Source organism: Flavobacterium sp. WG21, from assembly GCF_000335775.1.
Taxonomy (GTDB): domain Bacteria; phylum Bacteroidota; class Bacteroidia; order Flavobacteriales; family Flavobacteriaceae; genus Flavobacterium; species Flavobacterium tructae.
This window is the reverse complement of the sequence record NZ_AMYW01000016.1, coordinates 1-18,445: the sequence shown is the minus strand read 5'-3', so window position 1 is coordinate 18,445 and position 18,445 is coordinate 1. Positions and strand designations below refer to the sequence as shown.

10 protein-coding genes are annotated in these 18,445 nt (G+C 37.6%); all 10 read left to right on the top strand.

The window, feature by feature from the left end; all coding sequences use genetic code 11:
- Window positions 1–53: 53 nt before the first annotated feature.
- Window positions 54–1,022 carry a type I phosphomannose isomerase catalytic subunit gene (locus C245_RS0112605; RefSeq protein ID WP_026110042.1) on the top strand — a complete coding sequence of 323 codons (969 nt, stop codon included), beginning with the start codon at window positions 54–56 and terminating at the stop codon, window positions 1,020–1,022.
- A gap of 298 nt (window positions 1,023–1,320) precedes the next feature.
- Entirely contained in the window at window positions 1,321–2,331 is a 1,011-nt protein-coding gene (locus C245_RS0112600) for a LacI family DNA-binding transcriptional regulator (RefSeq protein WP_017496958.1), read from the top strand.
- A gap of 310 nt (window positions 2,332–2,641) precedes the next feature.
- The gene (locus tag C245_RS0112595; RefSeq protein WP_026110041.1) at window positions 2,642–5,731 is read left to right on the top strand and encodes a SusC/RagA family TonB-linked outer membrane protein; all 3,090 of its coding nucleotides are present in this window, start codon (window positions 2,642–2,644) and stop codon (window positions 5,729–5,731) included.
- Window positions 5,732–5,746: 15 nt separating this feature from the next.
- Window positions 5,747–7,264 (top strand): SusD/RagB family nutrient-binding outer membrane lipoprotein, encoded by a 1,518-nt coding sequence (locus C245_RS0112590; protein ID WP_017496956.1) that lies wholly within the window; start codon window positions 5,747–5,749, stop codon window positions 7,262–7,264.
- Between the two features lie 549 nt (window positions 7,265–7,813).
- A complete protein-coding gene (locus C245_RS0112585) occupies window positions 7,814–9,802 on the top strand; it encodes a glycoside hydrolase family 2 protein (RefSeq protein WP_035746627.1) in 1,989 nt (662 codons plus the stop codon).
- Window positions 9,803–10,014: 212 nt separating this feature from the next.
- Entirely contained in the window at window positions 10,015–12,291 is a 2,277-nt protein-coding gene (locus C245_RS0112580) for a GH92 family glycosyl hydrolase (protein WP_017496954.1), read from the top strand.
- Window positions 12,292–12,443: 152 nt separating this feature from the next.
- Complete coding sequence (locus tag C245_RS0112575) at window positions 12,444–14,729, top strand: GH92 family glycosyl hydrolase (protein WP_017496953.1); 2,286 nt, start codon at window positions 12,444–12,446, stop codon at window positions 14,727–14,729.
- Window positions 14,730–14,733: 4 nt separating this feature from the next.
- Window positions 14,734–16,194 carry a glycoside hydrolase family 125 protein gene (locus tag C245_RS0112570; protein WP_026110039.1) on the top strand — a complete coding sequence of 487 codons (1,461 nt, stop codon included), beginning with the start codon at window positions 14,734–14,736 and terminating at the stop codon, window positions 16,192–16,194.
- 173 nt (window positions 16,195–16,367) lie between these two features.
- On the top strand, window positions 16,368–17,270 hold the full coding sequence (locus C245_RS0112565; RefSeq protein WP_026110038.1) for an ROK family protein: 903 nt from the start codon (window positions 16,368–16,370) through the stop codon (window positions 17,268–17,270).
- Window positions 17,271–17,385: 115 nt separating this feature from the next.
- Window positions 17,386–18,396: an isoaspartyl peptidase/L-asparaginase family protein gene (locus C245_RS0112560; protein WP_035746642.1), complete on the top strand. Its 1,011-nt coding sequence runs from the start codon at window positions 17,386–17,388 to the stop codon at window positions 18,394–18,396.
- Window positions 18,397–18,445 lie beyond the last annotated feature (49 nt).

Genomic DNA, 18,445 nt, shown 5'->3' with positions numbered 1-18,445 from the left:
AAAAAAATAACCGGAGGGCAAGATTAATTCGTTCTTCTCAAAGACATAAAATAATGAGCATGAAAATTTATCCATTACAATTTGATCCAATCTTAAAAGAAAGAATCTGGGGAGGTGAAAAGCTAAAAACAATTCTGAATAAACCAATTACATCAAAAATTACAGGAGAAAGCTGGGAATTGTCTACTGTAGAAGGAGATGTAAGTGTTGTTGCAAACGGAGTATTAAAAGGACAATCCTTAACAGATTTAATAGATCAATCGCCAAATGAGATTTTAGGAACAGCAGTTTACGGACGATTTGGAAATCAGTTTCCTTTGCTTTTTAAATATTTGGACGCAAGAGAAGACTTATCGATACAAGTTCATCCAAACGATGAGTTGGCGAAAGAGCGTCACAATTCTTTTGGTAAAACTGAAATGTGGTACGTGATGCAGGCAGATGCAGATGCGAGAATTATTGTTGGTTTTAAGGAAGATTCCAGTAAAGAAGAATATTTAGAAAACCTAAATAATAACACCTTAGTTTCAATATTGGATGATGTAAAAGCCAAAGCAGGGGATGTTTTCTTTTTAGAAACCGGAACAGTTCATGCTATAGGTGCCGGTTTGGTTGTGGCAGAAATTCAGCAAACATCGGATATTACCTATCGTTTATATGATTTTGACAGAACAGATGCTCAGGGCAACAAAAGAGAATTGCATGTTGATTTAGCACTGGATGCTATCAATTATAAGAAAGTTGAGACGCAGAAAAAGTATGAAACGACCTTAAATCAATCAAATGCGGTGGTAGATTGTCCTTATTTCACCACTAATTTCCTTCCGCTTGACGGAACTCTTGAAGTAAGTAGAAAAGGAGAAACTTTTACGGTTTATATGTGTACGGAAGGCAATTTTGAAATTGCTTATCAAAACGTAAATTACCAATACAAGCAAGGAGATACTGTATTAATCCCTGCAGGAATGCACAATTACAGCATAAAAGGAGCTGCTTCAATTTTAGAAGTATATATCTCATAAAGAGAGTGACGGAGACTATTTTTATCACATTACAGGTCTTTAATTAGGGTTCATGAAAATTTTATCGCTTTGAAAAATAGAGAATTGAAGAGAATTCATATTAAAAACAATAGCGATGATCAGGAACATAAAAAATGATAAATAGATAAAACACCTGTAAATACTGATGATTATATGTTTAATTAACTTTAAAATAATGATTTGTATAAAAAAAGGAATTACAAAATCGTTTTAGTAACTGTTTTTGTATATATTTGTGATATAATTAATAACTGCTTAATAAAAAATTAACTCATTGATGAAAAAGATTACTATTAAGGATATTGCTACAGAGGCTCAAGTATCCATATCAACGGTATCTTTTGTTATCAATGGTAAAGGGGAAAAAATGGGCATCAGTCCGGCAGTGATCAAAAAGGTACAGGAAGTAGCTGAAAAGCTTAATTACAGACCCAGTATGATTGCTACCAGTCTTAGAACCGGGAAAACCAGGTCCATAGGACTTATTGTTGAAGATATTTCGAATCAGTTTTTTGCTGATCTTGCCAGAGTTATTGAAGATGAAGCGAAGAGTATTGATTACAGAGTTTTTTATTGCAGTACAGGAGGAGATGACGAACGTTCTGAAGAGTTGATACATAGTTTATTACAGGCCAATGTGGATGGTTTTATTGTAACGCCAACTCAAAATCTGGAAAACAGCATTGATCTTCTTTTAAAGTTAAAAAAGCCGGTTGTATTGATCGACAGGTATTTTCCGGGACAAAGAGTGAGTCATGTGGTGATGGATAATTATGAAGCCTCTAATTCGGCTGCAAAATTCCTGATCAGTACAGGACGCAAAAATATTGCGGTGGTAAATAATACCTCCGAGATGATTCAGATGAAGCTTCGTGAAGATGGATACAGAGATGCTTTGAAGGAAGCAGAAATGTACAATCCGTCACTTGTTCTTCACATGGATTACCATACTAATGAAGAGGCGAGAATTGCGGGAATAATAAATTTCTTTGAAAAGAACCCTGATATTGATGCCGTTTTGTTTTTGGCAAATTACATGGGACTTGCGGGACTTCAGGCTTTCCGAAGAATGGGAATCAAAATTCCTGAAGATATTTCGGTAATTAGTTTTGATGATCATGACAGTTTTAAACTGCATACGCCAACCATTAGTGTTATTGAACAGCCGATAGAAGACATCGCTGTAAAATCGATACAATTGTTAATGAGTCAGATGACTGATATGGAGAAGTTTGAAGTAGAAAAAAGTCTTAAAAAAGGAAAATTGATTATTAGAGAATCAGTTTAAAATTTTGAGAAAAAAATAAAAAAGAAAAGAAACGGTTTGTTTTTTTTAACCGTTTTACTAAATCGTTTTAGTAAATTTTAGATCAATTAAATTGAAAATGAGTGATGTTCCTGATCAGTTTACGATATCGATTTCTTAAAGGAGTGCTTATAAACATGACTATAAATAAGGCCGGGATATTTATAAGGTGCAAACCTTATAAGTATCCTAATTAAAAAGGAGTTCAAAATTTTTATTAATTATTTAAAACAATCAAATTAGAAACAATCACAAAAATCAAAACAAACAAATAACCAAAAAAAAATAGCTTATGAAACGAATATTGGCAGTGTTAGGAATGGTGTTGTTAAGCAGCTTAGGAGCTGTGGCGCAAAACCGATTGATAACAGGCATAGTAGCTGATGCAGAGAACAAGGGAATTGTTGCTGCATCGATTGAGGTTCAGGGAAAACCGTATAGTGCAATCACTGACGCGGAAGGCCGATTTAAAATGAATGTGCCCGAAGGACCGGTTACTTTAAATGTATCCTCTATAGGTTTTACACCGCAATCAGTAGTATTGCAGCAAAACCAAAACAAAATTTCAGTCGTATTAGTAGAAAATACTCAGGAATTAAAAGATGTTGTAGTAACGTCATTTGGAGTTAAAAAACAAAAGAAAAGTTTAGGATATGCCGTTGGAGAGCTGAAAGGCGACGAACTGACAAAGAATAAGGAAATTAACTTAGGAAATGCTCTTCAGGGAAAAATTGCCGGAGTTAACGTTTCTGCACCGGTTACAGGACCTTCAGGATCAAGCCGTGTGGTAATTCGTGGAGCCACTTCAGCTTCAGGATTGAACCAGCCTTTATATGTTGTTGATGGTATTCCGATTGACAACAGCCAGCAAGGAAACGCAGGAATGTGGGGAGGTGCCGATAAAGGAGACGGTATGTCGTCTTTCAATCCTGATGATATCGCGTCTATGTCGGTATTAAAAGGTAGTGCGGCTTCTGCTCTTTACGGATACAGAGGATCAAACGGTGTAATTTTAATTACAACCAAAAAAGGAAAGAGCGGAACAGGAATAGGAGTAGATTTTAGTACTAACGCTACATTTAACACGCCTGCAAGTTTATTAAACTGGCAAGATAAATACGGAGCGGGAGCACCGGTAAACGGCGTAGCTACAAGATTTAATAACCTACAGGAACTTAGAGATTCTTATTATTTTGCCTGGGGAGACAAATACGACGGAACACCTTCTCTTGGTATTGACGGAACGACCAGACCTTATCAGGCTTACGGAAAAAATAACGTTGAAAATTTCTACAGAACCGGATTTTCTTCCAGTAATACTTTAGCAATTTCGGGAGGAAGTGAAACTACTAATTTCAGATTGTCTTTCGGAAATACAAAAGATGAATCAATCATGCCGGGAACAAACTTTGGCAGAAATAACATTGCTTTAAGTTTAAATTCAGCAGTAAATAAAAAAATAAGCATCGAGACTAACGCTCAGTATATCACAGAGAAAAGTCACAACCGACCTTATTTGAATGATTCACCTAGAAATCCTTCTTTCCCGACTACTTTCTTAACACCGGGTACCGATATCAGATGGATTAGTAACGGTTTTGATGCTAATGGTGGTGAGGCAGATTATTTTGGGGCAAATGTTTACCACACAAACCCTTATTATGCAACACAATCTCCTTTAAATGATGACCTTAGAAAACGTTTCATTGGTTCTGCAAAGGTAAACTACAACATCACTGATAAAATCTATGCAAAAGGTGTTCTTGGAGTAGATGATATTAATTATGAGTATACGGAGATTGAACCAACAGGAATTAACTACAATCCTGGAGGATCTTATGAGAACAGAGTAGAAAACCGCTCAGAATATAATGCTTCGGCTTATTTAGGATACAAAGGTGATATCGTTAAAAATTTATCTTTAGATGCTTTCATTGGAGCTAACCGTCAACACAACAGATTCAGCGGAATTAAAATGAGAGGAAATAACTTTATTGTTCCGTTCCAATATTTCTATGGAAATACACAACCGGACAAATCGGAGAAATTGTTTTCAGAAAGTGAAGTAAACTCTCTTTTCTATTCGGCCGATTTAGGATACAAAGATTTCTTATACTTAAGTTTAACAGGTCGTGAAGACTGGTTTTCTACTTTAGATCCATCAAGTAACAGTACATTTTACCCATCTGTAAGTTCAAGTTTTATTTACTCTGAAGTTATTGATTTACCGGAATGGATGTCATACGGAAAGTTAAGAGCAGGTTGGGGTAACGTTGGAGGAGCATTACCGGATGCTTATGCTTTGGCTTTGACTTATATTGGACCTGACGGACAAACAGACTCTTTAGGACAGCCAATTTTAGGAGTGAACGGAGAAACAGTTCCAAACAGAACGTTAAAACCTTATAATGTAAGCACAATCGAATTTGGTTTCGAAAATACCTTCTTCAATAACAGAGTAAGTACTGATTTGACTTTCTACAGCAAGAAAACGACAAATGATATTACGGATGCTGATATTTCTCAGTCCTCAGGTTACAGAACAACCAAGATTAATGTAGGAGAGATCCTGAACAAAGGGGTTGAGTTTGCGATCAATGTAAAAGCAGTTAAAACACCAAACTTCTCTTGGAGCGTAGGATATAATTTTGCTTACAATAATAGTGAGGTTCTTAAACTTTCAGATAAAATTACAACCAAATCATTGGAAGGAAACAGAGATGGTAGAGCTTCTGTAGTGTTAGAAAAAGGACAGCCTTTCGGAGTAATCAAAGCCTACGATTATTTGAGAGATGCTAACGGAAATATTGTACTTGATACCAATGGTAAATTCCTGAGAGGAAACCTGATTATTGCAGGACAAGGTGTTGCTCCAACTTCAATGGGACTTTCAAATGACTTCCAGTACAAAAACTTTACACTTTCCGTTTTCGTAGATGCTAAATTTGGAGGAGAGATTTACTCTGCAACTAACCAGTTAGGAACCCGTTACGGATTAACAGAACAAACTGTTTCAGGCCGTGAAGGAGGAGTTGCAGTAAAAGGAACAGATGTTAACGGAAATCCGGTAAACACAACAGTTTCTGCTTACGATTACTGGAGAAGCTATAGTGATGTAACTTCAAACTTTGTTTACGATGCTGATTTTGTGAAACTAAGAGCCATCTCATTTAGTTATAATTTCCCAAAAACTTATTTGTCAAAAACACCATTTCAAGCGATCAGCTTAGCGTTTTCAGCACATAATTTATGGACGATTTACGATAAAGTTCCAAACATTGACCCGGAATCAAACTATTCTAATAGTAATGCGCAAGGTCTTGAAAGAGCTTCTATGCCTTTGACTAGAAATTATGGACTGACACTTAATGTGAAATTTTAATAATCAAACTGAAAGATGAAAAATAAATATATAAAAATATTTTGTATCGCAATTGTAGGAGCCATGACGCTTACTTCGTGCGATAAAGGATTCGAAGAGTTAAATAAGAATCCAAATGCTTTGACTGATCCGGCTGTAAAATCAATGTTTACACTTGCTGAGATCTATGTTGACGGACAAGATTTCTCCAATACCAGAGGGAATAATTTGTATGCGGCACAAATCGTTCAGCAATTTTCTTCATTAGGAGGGCCAGGTTCAAAATATAGTTATGCCCCGGAATATTCTGCAGCACTTTTTAGTGAGTCGTACGGTAAAGGTTTGAATCAGATTTTCCAATTGATGTCAGTGGCAAAAGATGCACCTGAGAACTCTAATATGATTCAGGCTTGCAGAATCATGAAGGTGTTTATGTTTCAAAAATTGACGGATACTTACGGTGAAGTTCCTTATTTTGATGCAGGTAAAGGATACAATGGAAATGTTTTTGCTCCAAAGTACGATACGCAGGAAGTTATCTACAATGATCTTTTGAAAGAGTTAGACGAAGCCGGAGATGCTTTAGATGCTACTAAACCTTTCGTTGGTAATGCCGATTTATATTATCAAAGTAATGTTACTAAATGGAAAAAACTGGCCAACTCTTTAATGTTGAGAGTAGCGATGCGTTTGTCTAAAGTAAATCCTGCCAAAGCAAAACAATATGTAGAGAAAGCAGTATCGAAAGGTGTTTTTACTTCAAATGATGACAGTTTAGTTTTAAAACATGATGCAGGTCCGGTTGGAGTGAAAACCAATCCAATTACCTCTTCATGGGTTAGAAATGATTTAAATGGAGGAGAAGCGAACACTAAATTCAGTAAAACATTTATTGATGCATTGAAAAACAATAATGATCCTCGTTTAAGAATTTATGCTAAACTGGAAGCTACAGGAAACAACAATCCGGCAAGTCAGCAAGGTCTTGCTAATGATGCTAAAGAATTTCCGGGTGGAGACAAAAAGAAGTTCTCAGATCCTAACACTTCTACAGTATTACGCTTAGATGCTCCTACTTTAATTATGTCCTATGCTGAGGTTCAGTTTATATTGGCAGAAGCAGCAGTAAAAGGATGGAGTGTTGGAGGAAATGCACAAAAGTTTTATGAAGACGGTGTAAAAGCAGCTATGGAAGTGCTTACTATTTTTGGAGACAAAGTACCGGCAGTCACGCCTGCAGAATATACCGCTTATATTACTGCAAACCCGTTTAAGGCAGCAGGAACCGAGGCTCAAAAAATCGAGCAGATTATCACTCAAAAATGGATTGTATTACTATTCAATGGTTTTGAAGCATTTTCAGAATACAGAAGAACAGGATATCCGGTTTTAGTTCCGGTAAATGATCCAACAGGAGAAACAAAAGGAACTATACCAAGAAGATTAATCTACGATCAGTCAGAATTGATTACCAATTCCGCTAATTATAAAGAAGCAATTGCTCGCCAGGGGTTGGATTTAATGACAACCAGAATCTGGTGGGACAAGCAATAATTTTATGCGTTAGGTGAGTTAGTTGAGTTAAGCCGGGTAGGGATACCTGTACCTCCCGGCTTATTTTTTAATTTTCTGTTTGATTTTCATTACATTAGAGGAGTTGTATCCAGAAAAGTTCGATAAATCTTAATCCCTTTTTTTCGCAAAAGAAATTAGCTTCTGCTGAAAAAGATGGAATTATCATCCAAAGAACATCACAATTAGGACAGACTTTTAAGAAATCGAAAATCAGAAATCGAGAGTTTAAAATCAACGATCTAAAATGAATTAAAGCTTGGCAGCCGTAAAAAAAAGGAAATGATTTCAGAATATTTTGTTAGTTGCTTTTATTCCGTAATAAAAACCTAAAGCGAGAAGGAAATAATTGAAAAAGATTTATCCTTCTCCAACTGCCGGCGACAGCATTGAAAAAATATAATAATTTATTATTCAGCTAATACCGATTATGTATTCAATATAGTCTCATAAAAATTCGACTATTTTCATACTATATCGGCATTATACCAGAAACCAGAAGACTAGATACATAATTATAATTGGTATAAAATGGAGTATACAAAAAGATTTTATTGGTTTGTCGGCGTTTGTCTCGCCAATTTTTCATTGGCGGCAAATGCCCAAAATAAAGATTTAAAAACCGGCTGGCAGTATCGGGAGACTAAAACCGAAAAATGGTATCCTGCGACAGTTCCGGGAGAAATTCATACCGATTTGCTGAACAATAAAACCATACCGGATCCATTTTATCGGGACAATGAAAAAAAACTGACCTGGATTGAAAAGAAAGACTGGGAGTATAAAACGACTTTTCAGGTAAGCCCGGCAACACTCGCTAAAAAACATACAGAACTGGTTTTTGACGGACTGGATACTTATGCCACCGTTTATTTGAACAATCAGGTAGTTTTAAAAGCCGACAACATGTTCCTGCAATGGCGTGTAGATGTAAAAAAAGTACTGAAATCAGGAAATAACAACCTGGTTATTGTGTTTAAATCGGCGCAAAATGTAGTCGATTCCCTGGCCAAGAAAGATTTACCTTTTGTAATTCCCGACAATCCACGTGCGTATGTACGTAAAGCACAATACCATTTTGGATGGGACTGGGGACCCAAATTCACCACTTGCGGAATTTGGAAAACCCCGCGTTTAGAAGCTTACGACAAAAAAGAAGCTGAGAAACCGTATGTGTTAGACCGTAAAATCGAGTTGGTTCAGGAACCGGATAAGGTGGGTAAAACATTTTATTTTAAAATCGATGGAAAACCGGTTTATATGAAAGGAGCCAATTACATTCCGTCAGATGCGTTTCTTTCCAGAGTGACCAAAAAAGAATATGAAAAAGTAATTGGTATGGCCAAAGATGCCAATATGAATATGCTTCGCGTATGGGGAGGTGGTATTTATGAAGACGATTATTTCTACGATTTATGCGATAAAAACGGCATCTATGTCTGGCAGGATTTTATGTTTGCGGGAACAATGGTACCGGGAGATGATGCTTTTTTCGCCAATGTAAAAAAAGAAGTTCAGTATCAGGTAAAACGTTTACGCCATCACAAGAGTATTGTTTTGTGGTGTGGCAATAACGAAATCGACGAAGCCTTTAAAGATTGGGGATGGCAAAAAAGCATGAAAATGCCTAAGCAGGATTCAATTCGTTTATGGAAAGACTACGTTCGTTTGTTTCAGGACAGTATCCCAAAATGGGTAAAAGAAGTAGATGATAAACGACCATATATTAGTTCTTCACCATCATTCCACTGGTCAAAAGCAAAAAGTTTAACCGAAGGTGACAGCCATTATTGGGGAACCTGGTGGGGATTGGAAGATGTGGAAGCCGTGCAAAATAAAACAGGACGTTTTGTGAGCGAATACGGAATGCAGGCAATGCCCAATTATTCGTCGATCGAAAGATTTACAAAAGCTGAAGATCGATATTTATATTCCGATATCTTACAGGCCCATCAAAAAGCAGGGAAAGGATTCATGAAATTAGATTCGTACCTGAACCGATATTTTATTGATTCGACTAAAATTAAGAAAATGAATGTCGAAGATTATACGTATCTGACACAGTGTTTACAATATTATTCCCTTAAAAATATTATTGGCATCCATCGTTCAAAAGCACCTTACAATATGGGAACATTGGTTTGGCAGCTTAACGATTGTTGGCCGGTAGCAAGCTGGAGCGTTACCGATTATTACGACAGACAGCCCAAAGCAGCATGGTACGCTATGAAAGAAGCTTACCGCGATGATAAAACGCCGGAAATTGATTTAACCCGTCCGATCAATCTAAAATTGGAAGATCCAAAAATCACCTGGCAGGTAAAAGGAAATAAGCTGATTCTAAAAGCCTCGAAATTTGCCAAATACGTCAACGTTTCTATAAAAGGATATACCGGAAAGTGGAGCGACAACTATTTCGATTTGAAAGCAGGAGAAGAGAAAACCATCACGTTTGAAGGTGCGATAGCAAAGCCGATTATTAGAGTTTATTCTCTGTATGATGTTCTTAAAAGGTACTAAGCCTTCGAGGTACTAAGGTTCTGAGATGCTGAGGTTCTGAGATTTTTAGTTGCAAAGGTTCAAAGGTTCAAAGGTTCAAAGGTTTTCTGAGAATGTGTGTGCTTGGCGAGCTTTGCGTAAAACCTTGCGCACTTTGCGGTTAAATTTTAAAAAACAGCTGTGTAAATCAGTGTCATCCGTGGCCAATCAACACAAGTCAATATAAAAATAATATGTTTACAAAATATAACAAAATAGCTTTTAGCGGTATTTTAGCTTTAAACCTATTTTTTGCCAATCCTGTAATTTCACAGCAAAAGAAGGCAAAAAAAACCAATTTAGATTATACCCAATATGTGAATCCGTTTATTGGCTCGGCGGGCCACGGACACGTATTTGTGGGAGCCAATGTCCCTTTTGGAGCCGTACAACTAGGGCCAGTAAATGTTTTTGAAGGCTGGGATTGGTGCAGCGGATACAATTATGCCAGCAATACCATTTTAGGCTTCACACATACCCATTTGAGCGGAACAGGAATTGGAGATCTAAACGATATCCTTTTGTTGCCGGTATCTGGAAAAGTACCGCTTACCAAAGGAACAAAAGAAGATATGACTACCGGTTACGGCTCTTATTTCTCCCATCAGAATGAAGTGAGTAAAGCCGGATATTACAGCGTTATCTTAGACAAATATAAAATTAAAGCAGAACTGACAGCCACCGAAAGAGTTGGTTTTCATAAGTATACTTTTAATTCCGTTACTGATAATCATGTTTTACTGGATTTGGCAGACGGAATTGGCTGGGACAAACCGGTTAAAACGTTTATCAAAAAAGTCAATGAAACCATGCTTGTTGGCTATAGATATTCTTCGGGCTGGGCTGCCGATCAGCGCATTTTTTTCACCATGGAATTTTCGGAACCAATTGCTGCGATGGCCTTGTATGATGCTACCACTGCAATTGCCGGAAACGAGGGAGAAGCCTTAAAAATGAAAGCGGTTTTAGATTTTAAAACGGTAAAAAACAAACAGATTTTAGTAAAAGTCGGAATATCTCCGGTAAGTTATGAGAATGCTTCGGCAAATATTAAAGCTGAGATTCCGGGTTGGAATTTTGAGGCTGTAGCCAAAGAAGCAACTTCAAAATGGAACAAAGAACTGAACAAAATTCAGATCAAAGCAGAAGATAAAACCATGAAGGTATTTTACACTGCGATGTACCACACCATGTTTGCACCTTCCATCTTTAATGATGTTAACGGAGATTACAGAGGTACCGATAAAAAAGTGTACGAAAAAGCAAATTTTACCAACTATACCACCTTCTCACTTTGGGATACGTATCGCGGACTGCATCCGTTGTACACCCTTACACAGCCCGACAAAATCAATGATATTGTGAAGTCGTTCCTGGCCATTTACGAGCAGCAGGGAAGATTACCGGTATGGCATTTAATGGGGAACGAAACCAACACCATGAACGGAAATCACTCCATAGCGGTTATCGTTGATGCTTATATGAAAGGATACAGAGGATATGATGTTGCATTGGCCTACGAAGCCATCAAAAAAACAGCAATGCAAACCCGCGACGGAATGGATTATGTACAAAAACTGCAATACATCCCTGCAGATAAAATGCTCGAATCTGTTGGAAACGCTTTAGAATATGCTATCGATGATTACTGCGTAGCATTAATGGCAAAGGACCTGAACAAAACCGACGATTATAATTATTTCTCCAAAAGAGCCAATTTATACAAGCTTTACTTCGACAAAGAAACCACTTTTATGAGAGGTAAGTTGACGGATGGAAATTGGAGAACGCCATTCAATCCGCTTTCATCAGCACACCGAAAAGATGATTATGTAGAAGGAAATGCCTGGCAGTACACTTGGTTAGTGCCACAGGATCCTTATGGTTTGATTGATTTGTTTGGAAGTGAAGATAAATTTCTAGCCAAATTAGACTCTCTTTTCTTAATCACAGACAAAGTAGAAGGCGAGGAAATCTCTCCGGATATTAGCGGTTTAATTGGTCAGTACGCACAAGGAAACGAACCGAATCATCATATTCCGTACCTGTACGCTTACGCAGGACAGCCTTGGAAAACGGCAAAACTAATCCGTGAAATCGATGAGAAATTCTATTCGACGAAACCGGACGGATTATGCGGAAACGAAGATTTAGGACAAATGTCGGCTTGGTATGTTTTCTCTTCTATGGGATTCTATTCGGTTAATCCGGCCAACGGAATTTATGTATTGGGAAGTCCGTTAGTCAATACGGCAACGATACATCACAAAGAAGGTATTTCGTTTACACTGAAAGCTATCGATAATAGCAAGACAAACATTTATATCCAAAAAGCAGAGTATAACGGGAAACCTTACACAAAGTCATACATCACACACGATATGATTGTAAAAGGAGGAGAGCTTAAATTGTTTATGGGAAGCAAACCGTCGATGACTTTTGGAGTAAAAAAAGAAGACAGACCGCTTTAGGATTTTAGATTTTAGATTTTAGAACAAAGAACAAAGAATAAAGAATAAAGAATAAAGAGTATAGATTTTAGATTTTAGATTTTTAGAAGAGATCAGTTACCGTTTTTAGCTTATAGCCTATCGCTTAAAGCCTAAAGCAAAAAAATAAAAACATGAAAATAAAGAGTTTACTTTTTTTAGGACTATTGCAATGCTTCGGTTTTGTCAATGCACAGATCAAAGCGATAGATGCTGTAGAGTATGTAAATCCGTTAATGGGGACACAATCTTTACACAGTCTTTCGAATGGAAATACTTATCCGGCAATTTGCAGACCTTGGGGAATGAATTTCTGGACACCGCAAACCGGAAAAATGGGTGACGGTTGGGCTTATATTTATACTGCCGAGAAGATTAGAGGATTCAAACAAACCCATCAGCCTTCACCTTGGATGAACGATTACGGACAGTTTTCGATCATGCCGGTAACCGGTAAATTGGCTTTTACCGAAGACGAAAGAGCAAGCTGGTTCAGTCACAAAGCAGAGGTTTCAAAACCGTATTATTACAGCGTTTACTTGGCCGATTACGATGTAACCACAGAAATCACCACTACCGAAAGAGCGGCACATTTTCAGATCACCTTTCCGGAAAACGAACAGTCTTCTATCGTAATCGATGCTTTTGACAAAGGATCTTACATCAAAATAATTCCGTCCGAGAATAAAATTATCGGTTATACCACCCGCAATAGTGGTGGAGTTCCGGAGAATTTCAAAAACTATTTTGTACTGCAATTCGATAAGCCTTTTGCCACTACTGCTGCCTGGCACGGGAAAGTTTTAGAAAAAGAAAAACTCGAATTAAAAGACAATCATGTAGGTGCTGTTATTGGATTTAAAACTAAAAAAGGAGAAATCGTAAACGTAAAAGTTTCCTCTTCATTTATTAGTTTCGAACAAGCCGAATTGAATTTAAAGAACGAATTAGGCACAGCATCATTTACCGAAACCGTAGCGCAATCCAAACAGGAATGGAATAAAGTTTTAGGAAAATTAAATGCCGAAGGCGGAAGCGAAGAACAATTAAAAACGTTTTACTCCTGCTTGTACCGCACCGTTTGTTTTCCACAAAAGCAATATGAGATCAATGCAAAAGGAGAGACTGTGCATTACAGTCCGTATAATGGTAAAGTATTGCCGGGTTATATGTACGCAGGGACAGGTTTTTGGGATACTTTCCGTGCTTTGTATCCTTTGTTGAATTTAGTTTATCCTTCGATTAACAAAGAAATGCAGGAAGGACTCATCAACGATTATAAAGAAGGAGGCTTTTTGCCGGAATGGTCAAGCCCGGGATTCAGAGACGTGATGGTCGGAAACAACTCCGCCTCAGTAGTTTCAGATGCTTATATGAAAGGATTACGCGGTTATGACATCAACAAACTGTATGAAGCCTTAGTACACGGAGCCAATAACGAAGGACCTTTAGAAGCAGTAGGTCGAAAAGGAGTATCCTATTACAATACTTTAGGATACGTTCCTTATGATGTGAAAATTAATGAAAATGCTGCAAGAACTTTAGAATATGCCTACGATGATTTTTCGATTTGGAAATTAGCGAAAGCATTAAACCGTCCGAAAAAAGAAATCGATTTGTTTGAAAAAAGAATGATGAATTATAAGAATCTTTATAATCCTGAAATCGGATGGATGAGCGGCAGAAATAAAGATGGAAGTTTCCCGAAAAATTTTAATCCGCTTAAATGGGGAGATGCTTTTACAGAAGGAAATGCTTTGCACTATAGCTGGAGTGTATTTCATGATGTACAGGGCTTGATTGGTTTAATGGGAGGGGAGAAAAAATTCACCGCTAAATTAGACGCTGTTTTTACAACACCTCCGGTTTTTGATGACAGTTATTACGGAGCTGTTATTCATGAAATTCGCGAAATGCAAATTATGAATATGGGACAATATGCACATGGTAATCAGCCGATTCAGCACATGATTTATTTGTACAACTATGCCGGTGAGCCTTGGAAAACGCAATATTGGTCAAGAGAAGTGATGAATCGCCTTTATAAACCAACTCCTGACGGTTATTGCGGAGACGAGGATAACGGACAAACTTCGGCCTGGTATATTTTCTCGGCTATGGGATTTTATCCGGTTTGCCCGGGAACCGAAGAGTATGTACTTGGAGCGCCTTTGTTCAAAAAAATTACGCTTGAACTTGAAAACGGAAAACATTTGGTCATCAATGCTCCAAACAATTCAGCTGATAACAAATACGTTCAGGAATTAAAATGGAACAACACCACCCATACCAAAAACTTCATCAACCATTTTGAGGTATTAAAAGGAGGGGAATTCAATTTCGACATGAGCAGTAAACCAAATTTACAAAGAGGAACTTCTTCAAGTGCCTATCCATATTCTTATTCAACTTCAAAATAATACTATGCAGTCACGTAGAAAATTTATAAAAAATGCAGGGATTTTTTCAGCAGGATTATTGGCGCTTCAAACGGATGTTTTCGGAATGCAATCGGATGCATTTCATTTTTCTGTCAAAGATTTTGTTAGTAAAAGACCTCCGTTGGCCGAGCGAAAATTTACCAGTAAAGCAATTGAAGCTGCCATTGTAAGAATCAAAAAACAAATTGCCAATCCGGAACTTGCCTGGTTGTTTGAAAACTGTTTTCCGAACACCTTAGATACCACTGTCGATTTTGAAATTATCGACGGAAAACCGGATACTTATGTCATTACAGGAGATATCGATGCCATGTGGCTGCGTGACAGTACAGCGCAGATCTGGCCTTATATTCCATTTGTAAAAGAAGATAAAAAACTGGCTGAATTGGTAAAAGGAGTAATCAACCGTCAGACCAAATGTATCTTACTCGATCCGTATGCGAACGCTTTTTACAAAGATTTTGCACAAGTAAGCGAGTGGAAAAACGACATGACCAAGATGCAGCCCGGTATTCACGAACGCAAATGGGAGATCGACAGTTTATGTTACCCGATAAGATTGGCGCACGGCTACTGGAAGGAAACAGGAGATATTAGTTTATTCGACAGTAAGTGGAAAGAAGCGATGCTTTTAGTATTGCAGACTTTCAAAGAACAACAAAGAATGCACGATAAAGGGCCGTACAATTTCCAGAGAGTTACAGCCTGGGCCACAGACGGAGTGCCCTTAAGCGGTTATGGTTATCCGGTAAAACCATGCGGATTAATCGTTTCGACTTTCAGACCTAGTGACGACAGTACTTTATTTGGCTATTTAATTCCGAGCAATATGTTTGCTATTGAAGTATTAGGTTATCTGATCGAAATTTTCTCTTTACCAGCTTTAAAAGACGATAATTTGGTCGCAAAAGCCAAAGAATTACGCGGACAGGTTCAAAAAGGACTGGAAGAAAACGGAATTATCGAACATCCGAAATTCGGAAAAATCATAGCTTTTGAAGTTAACGGTTACGGCAGTTTCCACATGATGGACGATGCGAATGTTCCTTCTTTATTGTCCTTACCGTATTTAGGCGCGATAGCACCCGACAGTCCACTGTATCTGAATACCCGAAAAGTGGTACTTTCAGAAAACAATCCGTTTTTCTACAAAGGAAAAGCAGGAGAAGGAATTGGCGGTCCGCATACCGGGACAGACACCATTTGGCCAATGAGTATCGTTTTGAGAGCTATTACCAGTGTAGACGAGCAGGAAATAAAACAATGTATCAGCAACCTGATCAAAACAAATGCCGATACCGGTTTCATGCACGAGTCATTCCATAAAGATGATGTAGCCAAATTTACCCGAAAATGGTTTGCATGGGCCAACACCTTATTTGGAGAAATGATTGTACATACCAGTATTCATTATCCTCAAATTTTAAAAGATAAAAACATTTAAACTAAAATATTTACCATTAAGGAATTAGTAAAACTAGAGATAAAAATATTCACCATTAAGAAATTAAGAAAAATGAAGCATTTAAACTTAATAAGCTTAATTTCTTAATGGTGAAAAAAATAAAACTAAATTTTTCTAATCCGCATATTGGTTCAAATCCAAAATACAAAAGAATGAATAAAGAATATGCCGTTGGATTAGACATTGGAGGTACACATATCACTGCAGCGATTATTGATATAGTAGACATGAAAGTGATCGATTTTTCACTGCACAAAGAATCTTTCGATTCGAATTTGCCTGTAGCAGAAGTAATGACCATCTGGGAAAAAGCAATTCGCACTGCTATCGAAAACTCAAAAGTAGAAAATACCACAGGATTGGCTGTTTGCATGCCGGGTCCGTTTGATTATACGAATGGTGTTTGTTGGATAAAAGGGCAATCAAAATACGAGCATTTTTATGGACTCAACGTCCGTGATCTGTTTCAGAATCAATTGAAGCTGTCGGGTGATTTTCCGATATTGTTTGAAAATGATGCCGTTTGTTTTGGTAAAGGAGAAGTATTTAAAGATGCCGAAAACCTTTCTAAAAAAGTAATGGCCATCACATTGGGTACCGGACTTGGAGCCTGTTTTATAGACAAAGGCGAATCGATTAGTACGGGCGATTTAGTACCAAAAGACGGAGAAATATACGATCTGCCTTATCAAGACGGAATTGCCGAAGATTATGTTTCCGCACGCGGACTTATAGCCGGTTATTTCGCTTTAAGCGGAAAAAAAATAAACAACGGATTGGAGCTTTTTAATCTGGCGAAAGCCGAAGATAAAGTAGCGATAGAAGTGTTTGAAAAAATGGGAGAAGATTTAGCAGCGATTGTTATTCCATGGTTAGAAAAATTCTCGGCAGATGGTTTTATTATTGGAGGGAAAATAGCCAATGCAAGCGAATTTTTTCTACCGATTTTCAATAAAAAATTAAAAGAAGCGGGAAGTAACGTTAGCGTCTCGGTTTCTACAGATAATGAAATTGCAGCATTATTAGGCGCAACAAGTTTGCTTTATACAGCATAGTTTTGATTATATTAGATGCCACAGATTAAAAAGATTTACAACACAGATTAGAGCATCCTTTTGAATCCTCTAATTTGTGGTAAAAAAAGGATCAGTGGCCCATAAAAGAATAGATATGACAAATTCAAATCGCAGAAATTTTATAAAAACTGCCGCTATTGCTTCAGTAGCGGTAGCCTTGCAATCTTTTCAATCCAATTCGGAAGAAGAAGAAAAAAACATAGTTTCTAAAAAAGGAAAAAAGCCCATTGTGCTTTCTACCTGGAGATTTGGAATTCAGGCAAATGAAGCCGCCTGGGAAGTTCTAAAAAGCAAAGGAACCGCTTTAGATGCTGTTGAAGCCGGAGTTAAAATTCCCGAAGGCGACCCTAAAGAAAGAAGTGTAGGCTACGGCGGACGTCCGGACAGAGATGGCCGTGTAACGTTAGATGCCTGTATTATGGACGAAAATGCCAATATAGGATCGGTTGCTGCTTTAGAATATATCAAACATCCCATATCGGTTGCAAGAGCAGTCATGGAAAAAACACCCCATGTTATGCTGGTAGGCGATGGAGCTCTGCAATTTGCAGTAGCACAAGGTTTTAAAAAAGAAAACCTGCTAACAGAGGAATCCGAAAAAGAATGGAAAGAGTGGCTCAAAGACAGCAAATACAAACCCATTGCCAATATTGAAAATCATGATACTATTGGAATGATCGCTTTGGATGCCAACGGTAATCTTTCCGGAGCCTGTACTACAAGCGGAATGGCATTTAAAATGCATGGACGTGTTGGTGATTCCCCAATTATCGGAGCTGGTTTGTATGTCGACAATGAAATAGGAGCCGCAACAGCTACCGGTCACGGTGAAGAAGTTATCCGGATTTCAGGCTGTCATCTTGTAGTTGAATTGATGCGACAAGGTAAATCTCCTCAAAAAGCCTGCGAAGAAGCCGTTGCACGAATTGTGAAATTAACAAAGAACAGAAACAAAGACTTAAAAGACATTCAGGTAGGTTTTATCGCCCTGAACAAAGCCGGAGAATATGGTTCCTATTGCATTCAGGGAGGTTTTAACTATGCCGTCTATGACGACACCGGAAACCGTTTAATCGATGCCGATTTTTTTTCTGAAGTAGGGTAATAGCTTTGTATATAAAAGTAATAGACAGATTATCTTTAACATAAAAAAG